At 67.5% G+C, this 17,879-nt stretch carries 21 protein-coding genes and 1 tRNA gene; 9 read left to right on the top strand and 13 right to left on the bottom strand.

The window, feature by feature from the left end; all coding sequences use genetic code 11:
- Window positions 1-58: 58 nt before the first annotated feature.
- On the top strand, window positions 59-463 hold the full coding sequence (msrB, locus tag ACTDI4_RS21835; protein WP_442843141.1) for a peptide-methionine (R)-S-oxide reductase MsrB: 405 nt from the start codon (window positions 59-61) through the stop codon (window positions 461-463).
- Window positions 464-472: 9 nt separating this feature from the next.
- Here the strand turns inward: msrB and efp are convergent, their stop codons facing one another.
- Entirely contained in the window at window positions 473-1,039 is a 567-nt protein-coding gene (efp, locus tag ACTDI4_RS21830; protein WP_442843140.1) for an elongation factor P, read from the bottom strand.
- A 109-nt stretch (window positions 1,040-1,148) separates the two neighbouring features.
- Here efp and epmA point away from each other — a divergent pair, with 109 nt between their 5' ends.
- Window positions 1,149-2,201 (top strand): EF-P lysine aminoacylase EpmA, encoded by a 1,053-nt coding sequence (epmA, locus tag ACTDI4_RS21825; protein WP_442843139.1) that lies wholly within the window; start codon window positions 1,149-1,151, stop codon window positions 2,199-2,201.
- Window positions 2,202-2,281: 80 nt separating this feature from the next.
- Here epmA and ACTDI4_RS21820 read toward each other — a convergent pair whose 3' ends face one another.
- The 5 genes from ACTDI4_RS21820 to ACTDI4_RS21800 form a co-directional block, all read right to left on the bottom strand.
- Window positions 2,282-3,211: an electron transfer flavoprotein subunit alpha/FixB family protein gene (locus ACTDI4_RS21820; RefSeq protein WP_442843138.1), complete on the bottom strand. Its 930-nt coding sequence runs from the start codon at window positions 3,209-3,211 to the stop codon at window positions 2,282-2,284.
- A gap of 157 nt (window positions 3,212-3,368) precedes the next feature.
- Window positions 3,369-4,118 (bottom strand): electron transfer flavoprotein subunit beta/FixA family protein, encoded by a 750-nt coding sequence (locus ACTDI4_RS21815; RefSeq protein ID WP_442843137.1) that lies wholly within the window; start codon window positions 4,116-4,118, stop codon window positions 3,369-3,371.
- A 198-nt stretch (window positions 4,119-4,316) separates the two neighbouring features.
- Window positions 4,317-5,075 carry a rhomboid family intramembrane serine protease gene (locus ACTDI4_RS21810; RefSeq protein WP_442843136.1) on the bottom strand — a complete coding sequence of 253 codons (759 nt, stop codon included), beginning with the start codon at window positions 5,073-5,075 and terminating at the stop codon, window positions 4,317-4,319.
- A gap of 51 nt (window positions 5,076-5,126) precedes the next feature.
- Window positions 5,127-5,708: a cob(I)yrinic acid a,c-diamide adenosyltransferase gene (locus tag ACTDI4_RS21805; RefSeq protein ID WP_442843135.1), complete on the bottom strand. Its 582-nt coding sequence runs from the start codon at window positions 5,706-5,708 to the stop codon at window positions 5,127-5,129.
- A gap of 31 nt (window positions 5,709-5,739) precedes the next feature.
- Window positions 5,740-5,931, bottom strand: coding sequence for a twin transmembrane helix small protein (locus tag ACTDI4_RS21800; protein WP_442843134.1), 192 nt, complete (start codon window positions 5,929-5,931; stop codon window positions 5,740-5,742).
- 145 nt (window positions 5,932-6,076) lie between these two features.
- Between ACTDI4_RS21800 and ACTDI4_RS21795 the strand changes: the two genes are divergently transcribed.
- A complete protein-coding gene (locus ACTDI4_RS21795; RefSeq protein WP_442843133.1) occupies window positions 6,077-6,931 on the top strand; it encodes a YihY/virulence factor BrkB family protein in 855 nt (284 codons plus the stop codon).
- Here ACTDI4_RS21795 and ACTDI4_RS21790 read toward each other — a convergent pair.
- Window positions 6,898-7,788 (bottom strand): DMT family transporter, encoded by an 891-nt coding sequence (locus ACTDI4_RS21790; protein ID WP_442843132.1) that lies wholly within the window; start codon window positions 7,786-7,788, stop codon window positions 6,898-6,900. The genes ACTDI4_RS21795 and ACTDI4_RS21790 overlap by 34 nt on opposite strands.
- Before the next feature lie 154 nt (window positions 7,789-7,942).
- On the opposite strand from ACTDI4_RS21790, the gene ACTDI4_RS21785 reads away from it, so the two are divergent.
- The gene (locus ACTDI4_RS21785; RefSeq protein WP_442843131.1) at window positions 7,943-8,230 is read left to right on the top strand and encodes a hypothetical protein; all 288 of its coding nucleotides are present in this window, start codon (window positions 7,943-7,945) and stop codon (window positions 8,228-8,230) included.
- Here the strand turns inward: ACTDI4_RS21785 and gluQRS are convergent.
- A complete protein-coding gene (gluQRS, locus tag ACTDI4_RS21780; protein ID WP_442843130.1) occupies window positions 8,227-9,108 on the bottom strand; it encodes a tRNA glutamyl-Q(34) synthetase GluQRS in 882 nt (293 codons plus the stop codon). The genes ACTDI4_RS21785 and gluQRS overlap by 4 nt on opposite strands.
- A 75-nt stretch (window positions 9,109-9,183) precedes the next feature.
- On the opposite strand from gluQRS, the gene ACTDI4_RS21775 reads away from it, so the two are divergent.
- Complete coding sequence (locus ACTDI4_RS21775) at window positions 9,184-9,825, top strand: DNA-3-methyladenine glycosylase family protein (protein ID WP_442843129.1); 642 nt, start codon at window positions 9,184-9,186, stop codon at window positions 9,823-9,825.
- Between the two features lie 129 nt (window positions 9,826-9,954).
- Window positions 9,955-10,512: an HNH endonuclease gene (locus tag ACTDI4_RS21770; protein ID WP_442843128.1), complete on the top strand. Its 558-nt coding sequence runs from the start codon at window positions 9,955-9,957 to the stop codon at window positions 10,510-10,512.
- Between the two features lie 58 nt (window positions 10,513-10,570).
- Here the strand turns inward: ACTDI4_RS21770 and ACTDI4_RS21765 are convergent, their stop codons facing one another.
- From ACTDI4_RS21765 to ACTDI4_RS21750, 4 genes are all read right to left on the bottom strand, one after another.
- Entirely contained in the window at window positions 10,571-11,092 is a 522-nt protein-coding gene (locus ACTDI4_RS21765; RefSeq protein WP_442843127.1) for a disulfide bond formation protein B, read from the bottom strand.
- Between the two features lie 33 nt (window positions 11,093-11,125).
- Complete coding sequence (locus tag ACTDI4_RS21760) at window positions 11,126-11,716, bottom strand: YqaA family protein (RefSeq protein WP_442843126.1); 591 nt, start codon at window positions 11,714-11,716, stop codon at window positions 11,126-11,128.
- A gap of 196 nt (window positions 11,717-11,912) precedes the next feature.
- Window positions 11,913-11,989, bottom strand: a tRNA-Arg gene (locus ACTDI4_RS21755).
- 49 nt (window positions 11,990-12,038) lie between these two features.
- Entirely contained in the window at window positions 12,039-13,202 is a 1,164-nt protein-coding gene (locus tag ACTDI4_RS21750; protein ID WP_442843125.1) for a M20 aminoacylase family protein, read from the bottom strand.
- Between the two features lie 213 nt (window positions 13,203-13,415).
- Between ACTDI4_RS21750 and ACTDI4_RS21745 the strand changes: the two genes are divergently transcribed.
- Together ACTDI4_RS21745 and ACTDI4_RS21740 are read left to right on the top strand one after the other, a co-directional pair.
- Entirely contained in the window at window positions 13,416-14,534 is a 1,119-nt protein-coding gene (locus tag ACTDI4_RS21745) for a serine hydrolase (protein WP_442843124.1), read from the top strand.
- Window positions 14,535-14,552: 18 nt separating this feature from the next.
- Complete coding sequence (locus ACTDI4_RS21740; RefSeq protein WP_442843123.1) at window positions 14,553-15,674, top strand: CobW family GTP-binding protein; 1,122 nt, start codon at window positions 14,553-14,555, stop codon at window positions 15,672-15,674.
- Window positions 15,675-15,744: 70 nt separating this feature from the next.
- On the opposite strand, the gene ACTDI4_RS21735 is transcribed toward ACTDI4_RS21740, so the two are convergent.
- Window positions 15,745-16,389, bottom strand: coding sequence for a TerC family protein (locus tag ACTDI4_RS21735; protein WP_442843122.1), 645 nt, complete (start codon window positions 16,387-16,389; stop codon window positions 15,745-15,747).
- A 459-nt stretch (window positions 16,390-16,848) separates the two neighbouring features.
- On the opposite strand from ACTDI4_RS21735, the gene ACTDI4_RS21730 reads away from it, so the two are divergent.
- On the top strand, window positions 16,849-17,853 hold the full coding sequence (locus tag ACTDI4_RS21730; protein WP_442843428.1) for a Tim44 domain-containing protein: 1,005 nt from the start codon (window positions 16,849-16,851) through the stop codon (window positions 17,851-17,853).
- The last annotated feature ends 26 nt before the right edge of the window (window positions 17,854-17,879 follow it).

The raw sequence follows: 17,879 nt of genomic DNA, 5'->3' as shown, positions 1-17,879 counted from the left end.
TGGAGGCGGCGGCGGCGAGCGCCTATATTCGGGCAGACCGGCCGCAAGGAGAAGAAACATGGACACGCATGTCTTTCCCGTCACCCGCACCGACGCCGAATGGCGCGCGCTGCTGACGCCCGAGCAATATGCGGTCATGCGCGGCCACGGCACCGAGGGGCCGGGAAGCTGCGCGCTGCTGCATGAGCACCGGGCGGGCGCCTTCGCCTGCGTGGGCTGCGACAGCAGGCTGTTCGAATCCACGCTGAAATTCGAGAGCGGCACGGGCTGGCCGAGCTTCAACGATCCCGTGCCGGGCGCGGTGGAGACCACGCAGGACCGCAGCTACGGCATGCTGCGCACCGAGGTGCACTGCGCCACCTGCGGCAGCCATCTCGGCCATGTCTTCCCGGACGGCCCGCCGCCGACCGGCCTGCGCTATTGCATCAACGGCGTGGCGCTGAAGTTCGTGCCGGCCGCGTAGGCGGGCCGGTCAGTCCTTGGCGCGCTCGACATAGGAGCCGTCGGCGGTCATCACCACCACGCGCGTGCCGGTGGTGATGTGGGGCGGCACGGTGGTGCGCACGCCGTTCGACAGAAGGGCCGGCTTGTAGGAGGAGGACGCCGTCTGGCCCTTGGTGACCGGCTCGGTCTCCACCACCTCGTAGACGGCGCGCTGCGGCAGGCTGATGGCGATGCCGACGCCCTCGTGCACGGACAGCGTCACCGACATGTCCTCCTGCAGATAGGCGGCCTGGTCGCCCACCACCTCGGCCGACACCGCGATCTGCTCGTAGCTTTCGGGGTTCATGAAGTGGAAGCCTTCGCCGTCCTGGTAGAGGAAGGTGTGCTCGCGGTCCTCGACATAGGCGCGCTCGACCTGCTCGGTGGTGCGGTAGCGCTCCGACACCTTCACGCCGTCGGAGATGCGGCGCATGTCGAGCTGCGTGACCGGCGTGCCCTTGCCGGGATGGATGTTTTCGGCGGAAAGGATCACGTAGAGCTTGCCGTCCTTGTCGACGACGTTGCCTTTGCGGAGAGAGCTGGCGATTACCTTCACTGGGGACGATCCTGAAATGGCGCTTCGCGGAATGCGGGATGATGTCTTGTGATGCGCCTTTGCACACCCTATGAACCGACGCCAGTACCCGAAAAGACGCCGAGCATCAATGGTAGAAGCTTCGCCCTGGTGGGCTCCGCACGTCCACGCAGACCGCCGTCCGCGGCTGATGGCGCGCAACCGCATCGCCGCCGCGATCCGCGAATGGTTCGCCGCGCGGGACTTCATCGAGGTCGGGACCGCCGCCCTGCAGGTCTCGCCGGGCAACGAAACGCATCTGTCGGCCTTCGCCACCCAGGCGGTCGGGCCGGACGGAAGCCGGCAGCCGCTCTACCTGCATACCTCGCCGGAATTCGCCTGCAAGAAGCTGCTCGCCGCCGGCGAAACGCGCATCTTCAGCTTCGGGCCGGTCTACCGCAACCGCGAGCGCGGCCCGCTGCATCATCCGGAATTCACCATGATCGAATGGTATCGCGCCGGCGAGACCTACGACCGGCTGATGGAGGACTGCGCGGCCATGCTGGCACTGGCGGCCGAGCGGGCCGGGGCTGCGCGCTTTACCTTCCGCGGCCGAGAGGCCGATCCGTTCGCGGCGCCGGAGCGGCTGACGGTGGCCGAGGCGTTCCAGCGCCATGCCGGCATCGACCTGCTCGCCACGGTTTCACCCGACGGGGCGACCGACCGGGACGGGCTTCACGCGCAGCTCGTGGCGGCGGGCCTGCGCACCGCGCCCGACGACGGTTGGACGGACCTGTTCAGCCGGGTGATGGTGGAGCGGGTGGAACCGGAACTGGGACAGGGGCGGGCCACGGTCCTGTGCGAATATCCGATTGGCGAGGCGGCCCTTGCGCGGCCGAGCCCGGCCGATGCGCGCGTCGCCGAGCGGTTCGAGCTTTATTGCTGCGGGGTGGAACTGGCCAACGCCTTCGGCGAACTGACCGATCCGGTCGAGCAGCGGGCGCGCTTTGCCGCCGACATGGACGAGAAGGAGCGCATCTACGGCGAGCGCTACCCGATCGACGAGGATTTCCTGAAGGCGCTGGCGATCATGCCGCAGGCGAGCGGCATCGCGCTCGGCTTCGACCGGCTGGTCATGCTGGCCACCGGCGCGCACAGGATCGACGACGTGATCTGGACGCCGGTCGCCGGCGCGGACGGCTGAGGCCCCGACAATTCCTCCCGAAACGAAAACAGGCGGGCCTCGGCCCGCCTGAAACGATGGGTCCGCCGAGCAGAAGGCGCTTACAGCGCCTTTTCGAGCTCGGGCAGGATGGTGAAGAGGTCGCCGACGATGCCGTAGTCGGCGACCTGGAAGATCGGCGCCTCCTCGTCCTTGTTGATGGCGACGATGACCTTGCTGTCCTTCATGCCGGCCAGGTGCTGGATGGCGCCGGAGATGCCGCAGGCGATGTAGAGGTCGGGCGCCACCACCTTGCCGGTCTGGCCGACCTGCCAGTCGTTGGGCGCATAGCCGGCGTTGACCGCCGCGCGGGAGGCGCCGACGGCGGCGCCCAGCTTGTCGGCCAGCGGCAGGATGACCTCCTGGAACTTCTCCGCCGAGCCCAGCGCGCGGCCGCCCGAGATGATGATGCGGGCCGAGGTCAGCTCCGGACGGTCGCTCTCCGACAGCCTGTTCTCCACGAAGGCGGACAGGCCGGGATTGGCGGCGGCGGCAATGGTCTCGACGGAAGCCGAACCGCCCTCCGGCGCCGAGGCGAAGGAGGCGGTGCGCACGGTGACGACTTTCTTCGGCTCGCTCGACTGCACCGTCTGGATGGCGTTGCCGGCATAGATCGGCCGCTTGAAGGTGTCGGGCGCGACCACCTCGATGATCTCCGACACCTGGGCGACGTCGAGCAGGGCCGCCACGCGCGGGGCGACGTTCTTGCCGGCCGAAGTGGCCGGCGCCACGATGGTGTCGTAGTTACCGGCCAGCGACACGATCAGCGCCGCGAACGGCTCGGCCAGGCGCTCGACCAGTTCGTCGGCCTCGGCCAGCAGCACCTTGCGCACGCCTTTCAGCTTGGCGGCGGCATCGGCGGCGCCCTTGGCGCCCTTGCCGGCCACCAGCACGTCGACATCCGGGCCGATCGCCAGCGCTGCCGTCAGCGCCTTGGCGGTCTGGTCCGACAGCGAGGCGTTGTCATGTTCGGCGATGAGGAGAATTGCCATTTTTCTGTTCCTGACTTTCGTCTTCGAGGCTCTCTGAATCCGGTCAGGCCGAGCCGAAAACGGTTGGTTTCGAAGAACCGGAGCGGAGCGTACGTCCGTACGCGGGCACCGGAAGCTGAGAAACCGGCCGCTTGCAGGCCGGCCTCATCGGAATTCCTTACAGCACGCCGGCTTCGTTCTTCAGCTTGTCGACCAGTTCGGCGACGGAACCCACCTTGACGCCCGCCTTGCGGCCGCCCGGCTCCTCGGTCTTGATCATCTTCAGCCGCGGCGCGACATCGGCGCCGAAATCGGCCGGGCTCTTCTCGTCCAGCGGCTTCTTCTTGGCCTTCATGATGTTGGGCAGCGAGGCGTAGCGCGGCTGGTTGAGCCGCAGGTCCGCCGTCACGATGGCCGGCAGCTTCACCTCGACCACCTGCAGGCCGCCGTCGACCTCTCGGGTGACCTGGGCCTTGTCGCCGGCAATCTCGATCTTCGAGGCGAAGGTGCCCTGCGCCCAGCCCAGAAGGGCCGCCAGCATCTGGCCGGTCTGGTTGGAATCGTCGTCGATGGCCTGCTTGCCCAGGATCACCAGGCCCGGCTGCTCGGCTTCGGCGACGCCCTTCAGCACCTTGGCCACGCCCAGCGGCTCGACCGCCTCGTCCACCTTGACCAGGATGGCGCGGTCGGCGCCCATGGCGAGCGCGGTGCGCAGCGTCTCGGCCGCCTGCGCCGGCCCGATCGACACTACCACGATCTCCTCGGCCTTGCCGGCCTCCTTCAGTCGGATCGCCTCTTCCACCGCGATCTCGTCGAACGGGTTCATCGCCATCTTCACGTTGGCCAGCTCGACGCCCGAACCGTCGGCCTTCACGCGCACCTTCACGTTCGCATCGACAACCCGCTTCACGGGCACCAGAACTTTCATTGGCTTGTCACCTTTCAAGATATTTTGGACGCTGCAATAGCAGCGGTGCTCCGTTCAGAGTTGTCGAATGCCGACATTCCTTATGAAAATCTCGGTCTCCTCGGGTCGCGGACCCACGAAGGCGGGCGGACCCTAGTTTTTGCAAACGGGCCAGTCAATATCGCAGGGCCGTCCAAATCGGTTGAATTCGACCCTTGCCTACGGGCGGCCCCAGGGGCCTGCGGGAGAGGCAGGTTCCGCTTCGGCCGCCTCGTTTTCGGGAACGGCGGCGGGATGCGCCTCCCAGGCGGCCGCAGCATCGCGCCGGCGCAACACGAACACCAGCAGCGCGCCGGTGACGATGCCGCCGACGTGGCAGGCCCAGGAGATCTGGTCGTCGCCGCCGAGCGCGAACAGCAGCATCTGGACCCCGATCCACAGCGCCAGCACCATATAGGCCGGAACCCGGAGCGGGATGCGGCCGAACGCCAGGATCCAGATCTTCACGCGCGGATAGAGGATGAGGTAGGCGGTGACGACACCTGCGATGGCGCCGGAAGCGCCGATCAGCGGCGCCTGCGAGTCGGGCGCGACCATGCCGTGCAGGAACGCGCCGCCGGCCGCGCAGGCCAGGTAGAACGCCAGGTAGCGCACATGGCCCAACGCATCCTCGATATTGTCGCCGAACACCCACAGGAACAGCATGTTGCCGCCGAGATGGATCAGGTCCGCGTGCAGGAAGGAATAGGTGACATAGTTGAAGGCTTCGGGAACGACGACATATTGCGGGGCAAGCTCGGCCGTGTGGTAGACCACGGAGGGGATGAAGCCGAGGCCGAGCAAGGCGGCGTTCGTGAAGGTCTCGCCCGCCAGCACGGTGCCGAAATAGACCAGCACGTTCGCCGCGATCAGGCCGATCGTCACATATTGCAGGCGGATGAAACGCAGGTGGTTGGAATCATAGAGCGGGATGAACATGCGTCCTCTCCGCTCATTGCGGGACCGCCCCGCGCGCGGGTGCGTGGATCGTCAACGGTTCTTGCCCGGCACCCATAGCACGTCGGCGGCGCCCTTGTCATTGACGGTGCGGGCGGCCACGAACAGCAGGTCGGACACGCGGTTGACGTATTTGATCCCCTCGGGATTGACGTGCTCGGCCGGGTCCTGCGCCAGCGCCACCATGAGCCGCTCGGCCCGGCGCGCAACGGTGCGGGCCAGATGCAGGGCCGCCGCCGCCGGCGAACCGCCGTTGAGCACGAAGGACCGCAGCGGCTGAAGATCCTTGTTGAGCAGGTCTATGTCCTGCTCCAGGCGCTCGACCTGGCCCGCGGTGATGCGCAGCGGCTCGTAGTCCGGCTTCTTGCCGGTGTCGGGCACGGCAAGGTCGGCGCCGAGGTCGAACAGGTCGTTCTGGATGCGGGCCAGCATGGCGTCCACCGCCGCATGCACGCCTGCGGTGTGGGTGCGGGCGACGCCGACGCAGGCGTTGGCCTCGTCCACCGTGCCGTAGGCCTCGACGCGCAGGTCGGATTTCAGCCGCCGCTCGCCGCTGCCGAGACCGGTGGTGCCGTCGTCACCGGTGCGGGTGTAGATCTTGTTGAGCCTGACCATGCCGGTTCCCCGCCTGCCTGTGTGTGCCTGCCTATTTGCGCGCGAAATAGACCACGATCAGAAGCAGCACGATCGCGACCGCCTGCAGCAGCACGCGCATCTGCATCAGCTTGTTGGAGGTGACGCCGGAACCGCCGCGCATCATGTTGACCAAGCCCCGGATCAGCACCGCAGCCACGGCGATCATGGCCACGATGGCGAGAATCTTGAAGGTGGTAACCATGAAAAGCTTCCGATCGTTGAGGAAATCGCCCTTACGGGCGGCGGCGTGAGGGCGCACCGCGACGCCCCTGCAGCGCCGAGGCTTGCCATGTGCTGCAAACCTTTCCCATATTCGCGGGCCGTACACAATCGTGGGACGAAGGCCATTGCTGCGCAACATCGTCGCCCTCAAGCGCGTGCTCTACGACGCGGTCGGCCATTTCAACAATGACGACGGCTGGGCCATGGCCTCGCATCTGGCCATCACCTCGCTGATGGCGCTGTTCCCGTTCCTGATCTTCGCCACCACGCTCGGCTCCTTCCTCGGCGCGCAGGCCTTCGCCAGCACGGCGGTGCATATCGTGTTCGACACCTGGCCCGAGCAGATCGCCAAGCCGATCGCCAATGAGGTGCTCAATGTGCTGACCGTGCAGCGCACCGACCTTCTCACCTACGGCGTGGTGCTGGCGGCCTTTTTCGCCTCCAACGGCATCGAGGCCGTGCGGGTGTCGCTCAACCGCGCCTATCGGGTGACGGAGACGCGCGGCATCATCTACCGCCGGGTGCAGAGCATGGTGTTCGTGCTGATCGCCACGGCCGGCTTCCTCGTCATCAGCGTGCTGCTGGTGTTCGCGCCGCTGCTGGCGCGGCTGGCCGAGGCCCGCATCGACTGGATACAGCCCTATATGGGCACGATCACGCTGTGGCGTTACGTCATCGCCTCGGCCGTCATCGTGGCCGGACTGTTCGCCGTCCACTACTGGCTGCCGGCGGGCAAGCGCAGCCTTGTCTCGATCGTGCCCGGCATCATCTTCACGCTGGTCGCTTGGCTGGTCGGGTCGACGGCGTTCGCGACCTATATCGACCATTTCTCGTCCTATGTGACGACCTATGCGGGGCTGGCCTCGATCATGATCGCGGTGGTCTTCCTCTACATCGTCTCGGCGATCTTCATCCTGGGCGGCGAGCTCAACGCCGCCATCAGCCGCTACCTGGACGCGCGGGCGCGGGTTCCCGGCTGAGCCGTGGCAAGCCCCACCCCCAGCGTGGCCAGCGCCATGCCGAAGACCTGGATGCGGTTCAGGTCCTCGCCGAACAGGGCCCAGGCCATCAGCGCCGTCACCGCCGGCACCAGATAGAACAGCGAAGCCACCTTGGACATCTCGCCCTCGCGGATCATCACCATCAAAAGGAAGATGGCGCCGAGCGACAGCACCAGCACCAGCCAGGCCAGCGCGAAGACCAGCTCGCCGTTCAGCGTGACGGCACGGGTCTCGAACGAAAAAGAGGCCAGCGTCATGACGGCGGCGCCGCCGACATATTGCCAGAAGGTGGCGGCGACGAGGTTGCCGCCGGAGGCGAAGCGCTTCTGCCAGATCGTGCCGAGGCTCATGCCCGCCACGGCGACGAGCGAGGCGGTCAGCGTGGCCGCCGTCACCCCGCCGCCGAGCATGCCGAGCTTCGGCCACAGCACGACGACGACGCCGGCAAAGCCGGCGGCCAGCCCCAGCCAGTGGCGGGCGAATATCCTCTCGCCCAGCAGCGTGCCGGCGAGCACGGCCGTGATCAGCGGCTGCAGGCCGACGATCAGCGCCGAAAGGCCGGCCGGCATGCCGCGATGGATCGCCCAGAACACGCCGCCGAGATAGATGCCGTGCATCAGCACGCCGGCGATCACCGCATGGAACGCGGCATCGCGCGTCGCCCGCTCGCCCCCGAGCACGGCCACCACGGCCGCCAGCAGCAGCGCCGCCAGCACGAAGCGCACGGCCAGGAAGGTGAAGGGCTCGGCCCAGGGCATGGCAAAGCGCGCGCCGATGAAGCCGGTGGCCCACAGCACGACGAAGGTGGCCGGCAGGAGCCGCTTGAAGCCGTGCATATGGAAAGCCCTGCCGTTTGGTGAAGAATCCGCTGTCGCGACAGCTCTAATGCGGTTCGTTTTCGCAAGCAAAACGAAATGGCTGATCCATAGACTCATCCAAATTGAATGATGGCGAATTGAACGGCGTCTGCGGTTTCGAAAGGATACCGTTATGCTGCCCGATATCGATCCCGTCCTGCTTTCCGTCGGATTTGTCGCCGTCGCCGCGATCGGCCTCGTCTTCGGCGCCGTGCTGGATGCCGTCATACACGAGAACGGCTTCGGCCCGACCGGCAACGCGGTGCTGTTTGCGGCCGGCTTCTTCGGCGCGGTCTGTGTCGCGCGCAGCTACGGCATGGGCCTGGCCGACCTGAAGCCGGTTGCGGCCTGCGGCTTCGGCGGAGCCTTCGCACTGTTCAGCGTGCTTGCGCTGCTCAAGGCCGGCCTGGCGCGCCGTTAAGCTGACGGCAGGCCGACCATCCTGCGGATGTCGCCGGGCGTGGCGCCGGCCGCGCGCAGCGCCGACAGGCCGGTGTCGGCCAGGCTTTTCGACAGCTTGCGCCCGTCCGGCCCGAGGATCAGGCGATGGTGGAAGTAGCGCGGCTGCGTCAGTCCGAGCAGCGTCTGCAGCAGGCGCTGCACGCCGGTGGCGCGGAACAGGTCCATGCCGCGCACCACATGGCTGACGCCCTGCAGGGCATCGTCCAGCACCACGGAGAGATGATAGCTGGTGGGGATCTCGCGCCGCGCCACGATCACGTCGCCCCATGCCTGAGGCCGCGCGGGCTCGCGCCTGAATTCCGACAGCGTCTCGTCGGCCGACTCTTCCCAGGAAAGGTCGCCGGCAAGGGCCGCGGCGGCCTCGATGTCCAGGCGCCAGGCGAATGGGGCGCCGCCGTCCATGCGGCGCCGGCGCTCCTTTTCGGAGAGCGCCTTGTCGAGGGCGGGATAGAGCGGCACGCCGTCCGGGTCGCGCGGCCAGTCGCGTCCGCTTCGCCCGGTGTCGGCGATGAAGGCGCGGATGTCGCCCCGGCTCATGAAGGCGGGATAAACCAGCCCGTCGCGGACCAGCCTTTCGAGAGCCGCCCGGTATTCGCCGAAATGCCCGGACTGGCGGCGCACCGGCTTTTCCCATTCGAGGCCGAGCCATTCGAGGTCGCGATAGATGCCGTCCTCGAATTCGGGCGTGCAGCGCGTCAGGTCGATGTCCTCGATGCGCAAAAGCATGCGGCCGCCGGCGGCGTCCGCCATCTGCCGGTTGAGCAGCGCCGAATAGGCGTGGCCGAGATGCAGGGCCCCGTTCGGGCTGGGCGCGAAGCGGAATGTCAGGAGATCCATGGCTGCGGCGGCATCCGGGCTGTGCGGCGCGTTCGCCGATTGCTACCTTGTCGACGGTTCGGGAACAAGCAGGCCATGCAGCGCATCGCAACGCTTCAGGACATTTCCGTCGGGCTCGACGCGCTGTGCGCGCTCGACCCGCGGCTCGAGCGCGTGCGCGGTCATGCCGGGGAGGTGCCGCTGCGGCTGTCGGAGCCCGGCTTCGAAAGCCTCGCCTCCATCATCATTGCCCAGCAGGTGTCGCGCGCCAGCGCCGACGCCATCTTCGGGCGGCTCACCGCGCTGCTCGATCCGCTGACGCCGCAGGCGGTGCTGGCCGCCGGCGAGGAGGTGTTCCGCGCCGCCGGCCTGTCGCGGCCGAAGGTGCGCGCGCTGACGGGCGCGGCGCGGGCGGCGAGCGACGGCCTCGACCTGCATCACCTGTGCAGCCTCGACGCGAAGGAGGCGATCGCCGCGCTGACGGCGGTTCCCGGCATCGGCCCGTGGACGGCCGAATGCTATCTGCTGTTTTCCGCAGGCCATCCCGACATCTTCCCGGCGCGCGACGTGGCGCTGCAAAGCGCGGTCGGCCATGCGCTGGGCATAGAACCGCGCCCGCCCGAAAAGGCGCTGATGGCGCTGGCCGAATCATGGGCTCCGTGGCGGGGCGTCGCCTCGCGTCTTTTCTGGGCCTACTACCGCGAATGGAAGGGACGGGAGGCCGCGCCGCCGGCCTGAAGCCGCAGAAAATTGCGAAGATCACGCATTTTTGCCGGGTTTTGCCCTGCACAATCCGCTTCACATGCCTGTCATGTCAGGCTTACAGTATCCGCACCGTTCGGTTCAGGAGCCAAGGAGGTCAGGAGCGTGACGGTTGCCGTCTCTGCAGATGGGCTTCCAGCACTGGTGCTGAACGCGGATTACCGCCCGCTCAGCTACTATCCCTTGTCGCTGTGGTCCTGGCAGGATGCCATCAAGGCCGTGTTCCTCGAGCGCGTCAACATCGTGGCCGAATACGACCACGCCATCTCCTCGCCGACCTTCTCCATGAAGCTGCCGAGCGTGGTCTGCCTCAAGACCTATGTGAAGCCGTCGCGCTATCCGGCCTTCACGCGCTTCAACGTCTTCCTGCGCGACCGCTTCCAGTGCCAATATTGCGGGAGGCCCGAAGATCTCACCTTCGACCATGTCGTCCCACGTCGTTGCGGCGGGGCGACGACGTGGGACAATGTGGTGGCAGCCTGCTCCCCCTGCAATTTGCGCAAAGGCGGCATGATGCCCGCGCAGGCCAAGATGTGGCCGCGGCAGAAGCCCTACCAGCCCACCGTGCACGACCTGCACAATAACGGCCGCCTGTTTCCTCCCAACCATCTGCACGAAAGCTGGATGGATTATCTGTACTGGGATGTCGAACTCGAACCCTGAAACCGTTCGATAATTCGGGAGGCCGGCCGCCCGACGCGATTTTCCTTGCCTTGCCCTTTCAATCGCGCAGGAAGGCGCCACGAAAGGCCACGGCGGCCAGGATCAGGCTGGCGATGGCGTTCCAGCCGGCCATGGACAGACCCAGGATACGCAGCGCGGCCTTGTCGCAGGAGGGCGGCACGAACTGGTCCAGCGCGTCGAGGATGCCCTTGCCGCCGGTGTCCACCGGCCCGGCCACGTTGGTGCAGTCGGTCGGGCCCGGCCACCAGCCCCATTCCACGCCGGAGTGAAAGACGCCGAGATAGAGACCGTAGGCCATCAGCAGGCCGCCTATGGCGAGCAGGCCGCGCACGACCCAGGCCGGCAGGCGCGCGGCCGCCGCGACCGCGGCCAGCAGCATCAGCGGGGCGCCGACATAGTAGGGGATGCGCTGCTCGTAGCAGAGCTTGCAGGGTATGTAGCCGCCTATGTACTGGAAGCCGAGCGCCGTTCCCACCGTGGCGGCCATGGCGACGGCGAGGAAGGCGGCCGTCAGCATGCGCAGGCGCGCGGCGTCGGGATTGGGCATGGGTGAGGTCATTGGATCGGTCCTCGTTCTTGTCGGCCCGGCCGGTCAGGCGGTGGCATATCTGACCGCCAGATAGAGCGCGATCAGCACCGCTGCCGCTGCTGCGGCAATCAGCCCGAGTCGCTTTTCGATGAAGTGGCGGATCTGCTCGCCATAGCGGCGCAGCAGCCAGGCCAGCAGCAGGAACCGCGCGCCGCGCGCCACGATCGCCAGCCCGATGAACAGGAGCAGGTTGACGCCGATGACGCCCGACAGGATGGTCACCACCTTGATCGGCGGCAGGTGGGCGGCGCCCGAGGTGATCAGCATCAGGATGACGAAGCCGATGCCGGAGGAGGTGCGCAGCGCCTCGAACTCGTCATACTTGCCGTAGAATTCCAGAACCGGCCTGGCCACCGCCTCGTAGGCGTAGTGGCCGATGAACCAGCCGGCGATGCCGCCCAGCACCGAGGCGGCCGTGGCCACCAGCGCGTAGCGATAGGCGCGGTCGGGCCGCGACAGCGCCATCGGCAGGTAGAGCACGTCGGCCGGAACCAGGAACACCGAACTTTCGACGAAGGCGATGAAGGCCAGCCACCATTCGGCGGATTTCCTTGCCGCCAGCGACAAGGTCCAGTCGTATAGTCCGCGAAGCATGGGGGCCCCTCATTCGATCGCAGACTGTCTAGGAATATTTTATTGGCGGCACAATGGCGGCGCCGATCACGAAGCCGCGTCTTATGTGCGCAACGGCCGCACGGGCCGGCATGCGCGGAGCGCAATGCAAGGCCGCCACTCCGCGGCAGGCCGTCTCGCCTGCCGGCAGCACCCGCCTCGATGCTCCGGAATTTCCTGGTGATCCCGGCAGGAATCGAACCTGCGACCTACAGATTAGGAATCTGTCGCTCTATCCTACTGAGCTACGGGACCCTGCTGCCGGACACATAGCGGCTTCCGCGCCGTTCGCCAAGAGCCAACGTCAGGGCGCCAGTTCCGTTTCGGCAAGCTTCACCCAGTAGCTCATGCCATGCGCGATCGCCTCGTCGTTGAAGTCGTAGGCCGGATGGTGCAGGCCGGCGCTGTCGCCGTTGCCGACGAAGATAAAGGCGCCGGGCCGGGCTTCCAGCATGTAGGAAAAATCCTCGCCGCCCATCAGCGGCTGGATGGCGCGGTGCACCTGCGCCTCGCCCGCCACCGCCGCCGCCACGTCGGCGGCGAAGACCGTTTCGCGCTCGTGGTTGAAGGTCACGGGATAGTTGGCGTCGAAATCCAGCTCGATCGCGGCGCCGAAGGAAGCCGCCAGCCCCGCGCACAGCGCGCGCATGCGCTCTTCCGCCTTCGCGGCCACGTCCTTCTTCAGCGTGCGCACCGTGCCGGCGAGCACGGCCTTTTCGGGGATGACGTTGTAGGCGTCGCCGGCATGGAACTTCGTCACCGACACCACCAGCGCCTCGACCGGATCGGTGCTGCGCGAGGCGATCGTCTGCAGGGCGCCGACGAGCTGGCTGGCGATCACGATCGGGTCGATGGTGGCCTGCGGCATGGCGGCGTGGCCGCCGCGCCCGCCCACCGTTATGGTGAACTCGGCGGTCGCGGCCATGATCGGGCCGGGGCGGATGGCGAACTGGCCCACGGGAAGGCCCGGCATGTTGTGCATGCCGAACACCCTGGCGATGCCGAAGCGCTCCATCATGCCGTCCTTGACCATCTCGTTGCCGCCGCCGCCGCCTTCCTCGGCCGGCTGGAAGATCACCGCGACGGAGCCGGCGAAATTGCGCGTCTCGGCCAGATATTTGGCGGCGCCCAGAAGCATGGCCGTGTGCCCGTCATGGCCGCAGGCATGCATCTTGCCGGGATTGCGCGAGGCATAGGGCCTGCCCGTCGTCTCGGCGATCGGCAGCGCGTCCATGTCGGCGCGCAGCCCGATCGCGGCGCCTTCGCCAAGCCGGCCGCGGATGACGCCGACGACGCCGGTGCGGCCGATGCCTGTCGCCACCTCGTCGCAGCCGAAGCTCTTCAGCTTGTCGGCCACGAAGGCGGCGGTCTCGACGACATCGAAGTTCAGCTCCGGGTTGGCGTGCAGGTGGCGGCGCCAGCCGGCAACCTCTTCCTGCATCTCGGCGGCGCGGTTCAGGATCGGCATGTCTTCTTCCACTCGCATCTGGCCGGCGCCCGCGCCGGTGCTGTTTCATTCGTGATCGGCCGCACTTTGCCATGTTGGCGTCACATAGGCTAAATAGCTGCGGCAACGCTGCGGTCCGGGACGACAGGGGTCGGACCACCCATGTCGGCGATCCCTTAGTGAAATCTTACGGAGCCCGGAGTGATTACGGCAAGAGCGATTTCGGATTTCATGATGAGGCGGAAGCGTTTCCTCAGGCTGCTGGCGGCGGGCGCGACCGCATTGCCGCTGTGCGCAGGCGCGGCCGAGGCCGGTCCCACCATCCTGTTCGACCTGGGCAGCGGCCGCGTCATCGAGCACCAGGACGCCTTCAAGCGCTGGTATCCGGCCTCGCTGTCGAAGCTGATGACCGCCTATGTGGCGTTCCGCGCGCTGGCGGCGGGCGAGGTGCAGCTCGATTCGCCGATCAAGATGACCCGGCATGCCGCCGGCGAGCCGCCGTCGAAGATGGGCTTCAAGGCCGGCCAGGTGATGCGGCTGGACAATGCGCTGAAGATGATGCTGGTGAAGTCGGCCAACGACGTCGCCATGGCCATCGGCGAGAATATCGGCGGCACGCAGGCGGCGTTCGCGGAGCGGATGAACGCCGAGGCCGCCCGCCTGGGCATGGTCGGCACGCATTTCGTCAACCCCAACGGGCTGTTCTCGCCCGAGCAGTACACCACCGCGCGCGACCTGGCCTTGCTGGTGACGGCGCTGCGGCGCGATTTTCCGCAATATTCCTCCTATTACGCGATCGAGGGGCTTGCGGTGGGCGAGCGCAAGTTCCCCAACTACAATCTGCTGGTCGGGCGCTATGCTGGCGCCGACGGCATGAAGACCGGCTTCGTGTGCGAATCCGGCTTCAACCTGATCGGCTCGGCCACGCGCGACGGCCGCACGCTGGTGGCCATCGTGCTGGGCGAGAAGAACGCCATCAGCCGCACGGAGGTCGCCGCCCGCCTGCTGGACGAAGGGTTCGCCGCGCCGGCGGCCGCGGCGACCACGCTGGCTGCGCTGCAACCCTACGGCGATACCGCCTCGCCCACCGACATGCGCGAGGAGATCTGCACCAGGAAGCCGGCCGCGCAGCAATCCGAGGCGCCGGCGGAAGCCGACGCCAAGGCGCCGAAATCGCCCTACCGGGAGAAGCTGACGGCACCCCGGCTGGTCGCCGTCGGCCTTGGCGGCGCCACCGGACCGGTGCCGCCGGCGATGGCCGCGCAGACGCAATATGCCGACGTGCCGATCCCGCAATGGCGGCCCGACCTGCCGCCGCCCGCCGGCCTGGCGGCGGCGCAGGGCGATCAATAGGCGCGGAGGCTGCCCGACATGGCGATGTTTCCGATTCCCGTCTCGGTGCTGACCGGCTTCCTCGGCGCCGGCAAGACCACGCTGCTCAACCGGCTGCTGAAGGAGCCGGCGCTGGCCGACACGGCCGTCATCATCAACGAATATGGCGAGGTCGCCATCGACCACCTGCTGGTGGAGCAGGCGTCGGACGGCATCATCCAGCTTTCGGACGGCTGCCTGTGCTGCACGGTGCGCGGCGAACTGGTGGACACGCTGGCCGATCTGGTCGACAGGTTGCAGACGGGCCGCATCGCGCGGCTGTCGCGCGTGGTGGTGGAAACCACCGGGCTCGCCGATCCGGCGCCGGTGCTGCAGTCCATCATGGGCCACCCGGTGCTGGTGCAGGCGTTCCGGCTGGACGGGGTGGTGGCGCTGGTCGACGCCGTCAACGGAGAAGCCACGCTCGACGCCCATGTCGAGGCGGTGAAGCAGGCGGCGGTGGCCGACCGGCTGGTGCTGACCAAGACCGAACTGGCCTCTCCCGACGAGGTCGAGCGGCTGAAGGCGCGGCTGAAGGCGCTCAACCCCGGCGCCCGCATCGTCGACGCGCGCGATGCGCATGCCTCGGCGCTGCTCGATTGCGGCCTCTACGACCCCGCCAGCAAGACGGCCGACGTGCGCCGCTGGCTGGGCGAGGAGGCCGCGCACGCCCATGCGCACGGGCATCACGACCATCACGACCTTGGGCACGATCACGCGCATCATGAGCATGACCATCATGCCCACCGCCACGATTCCCGGGTGCGCACGCATACGCTGGTGCATGACGGGCCGGTGGCCTATGCGGCCATCGAGATGTTCCTCGACCTGCTGCGTTCGGCGCATGGCGACAAGCTCTTGCGCATGAAGGGCATCGTGGAGCTGAGGGAAGACCCCTCGCGGCCGCTGGTGGTGCATGGCGTGCAGCGGCTGCTGCATCCGCCGGCGCGCCTGCCGGCCTGGCCCGACGGGCAGCGCGGCACCAGGCTGGTGCTGATCACGCTCGACATGCCGCAGGACTATGTCCGCCGCCTGTTCTCGGCGCTGACCGACAGCCCGGCGCCCGACACGCCCGACCGCGCCGCGCTGACGCAGAACCCGCTGGCGATCCCCGGGTTGTAGCGGTCACAGCGAGCAAAGCGTGGCCCTGCCTGACCGGGATCGCGCGCCGGCCAGGCCACCCGGCATGATCTCAGGGGTTGAGATAGGCCAGCACCTCGTCGGCGCCGCGGTAGATCATCTCCAGCGCGACATACAGGATGATCGCGAGGCCGAGATAGGCGATCCAGCGGTAACGCTGCAGCAGGCGGGCGATGTAGGTCGCGGCCAGGCCCATCATGGCGATCGACAGGATCAGGCCGAAGACCAGAACGGCCAGGTGATCGCGCGCGGCGCCTGCGACGGCGAGCACGTTGTCGAGCGACATCGACACGTCGGCGATGACGATCAGCCATGCCGCCTGGGCGAAGGTTTTTTTCGGGGCCGCCGCGCTCTTGCCATCGGGGTCGGCGGCGTGGCCTTCGAGGATCGCCTCCGCCTCCGGGCCGTGGCCGGCGCGCAGTTCCCGCCACATCTTCCAGCAGACCCACAAGAGCAGGATGCCGCCGACGAGCAGCAGGCCGACGATCTGCAGCAGTTGGGTGGTGACGGCGGCAAAGCCGATGCGCAGCACCGTCGCCGCGATGATGCCGACCAGAATGGCCTTGTTGCGCTGGTCTTTAGGCAGGCCTGCCGCGGCAAGCCCGATGACGATTGCGTTGTCGCCGGCCAGGACAAGGTCGATGAAGATGACCTGGAGGAGGGCGGAAAGGGCTTCCGGTGTAAGAAGTTCGCTCATGTGGCACCCGTTTTGCGGTGGGTGCCCGAATGTGTGGGTCGACCGGATGCGGCAGACGCTCGCGCCAGTCCCGGGGCCGGGGGCGCTGCGCTGCAAAATCTATGGTCGCTGAAATTCCACGAACACCGGGCCACCCGTTGGAAATCCAGTCCGACATCACGGTTTTTGGGAACCGCCAGAGGGGCCCGGCCTGGTGCGCCCTGTTTAAGCGCCTGCGCCCGGATAATCAAGAACGTGCCTGCAGGCGGGCCGTTCTCAATGCGCCTTCCCGCAGTCTCGCCGCCGGATATGCGCAAAAACCGGCCGCCGAGCATGTTCACGCAAAGAACCGCTCTTGAAACTCGATCGCGCCGCGTCCAAATCCGGGGCGCGGGATGGGCTATGCACCGGCTTCGCGTAACGGTCGCTCCTGCGGGAGCGCAAATCAGCCAAGACAGCATTCATCGAGGAGCTGCCATGTTGACTTCGCCCACCGTACGGTTTGCAACCCTGCTTGCGGGGCTGCTGCTGGTGTTTTCCATGACGGCGACCGATCATGCGGAAGCACGGCGCGGCGGCAGCTTCGGCAGCCGGGGCGCGCGCACCTTCCAGGCCGCGCCTCCTACGCGGACCGCGCCGACGCAGACCGCTCCGGTCGAACGGTCGATGACGCCCAATACCGGAACCAGCACGGCCGCCCGCCAGCAGCCGGCCGCCGGAGCGCAGCGCCCGGGCTTCATGAACGGATTCGGCGGGTCGATGATGCGCGGGCTGCTGCTCGGCGGCCTGCTGGGCGTTTTGCTGGGGCAGGGCTTCGGCGGCCTGGCCGGCATGTTCGGCTTTCTCATCCAGGCGCTGCTGATCGGCGGCGCGATCATGCTGGCCATCCGCTTTTTCCGCTCGCAGTCCGCACGCACGCAGGCACCGGCGATGGCCGGGGCCGGCCTCTCCGGCGGCGCGGCGGGTTTCGGACGCGGCGACACCTACCGGCGCGAAGCGACCAATGTTTCGTCATTCGGCATTCCGGGCATCGGCCCGGGCTCCGGGTCTGGCGGCAAGGCCGAGGCCGCCATGTCCGAGGACATCGTCCTGGCCCAGGACGATCTGGACACGTTCCAGCGGATGCTGACGGAAGTCCAGGAAGCGTTCGGGCGCGAGGACCATGCCGCGCTGCGCCGCCTGGTGACTCCCGAAATGGTCTCCTACCTGTCGGAGGAACTGGCTGACAATGCCCAGAATGGCGTCCGCAACGACGTGTCGGACGTCAATCTCCTGCAGGCCGACATTGCCGAAAGCTGGCGTGAAGGCGACAGCGACTATGCGACGGCGGCGTTGCATTATTCGTCGCGCGACGTGACCCGCGAGCGCGCCACGGGCAAGATCGTCGACGGCGACGCCGAGCAGCCCACGGAAGCCACGGAATTGTGGACGTTCGTGCGTCAGGGCGGCGCCGGATGGAAGCTTTCCGCCATCCAGGAGGCCTGATCTCTCCAGCCCGGCGCCGTTTTCGT

The organism is Mesorhizobium sp. PUT5 (assembly GCF_052216645.1).
In the GTDB taxonomy this organism is placed as follows: domain Bacteria; phylum Pseudomonadota; class Alphaproteobacteria; order Rhizobiales; family Rhizobiaceae; genus Mesorhizobium.
The sequence above is the reverse complement of the archived record's forward strand: the minus strand, read 5'-3'. Positions and strand labels throughout refer to the sequence as shown.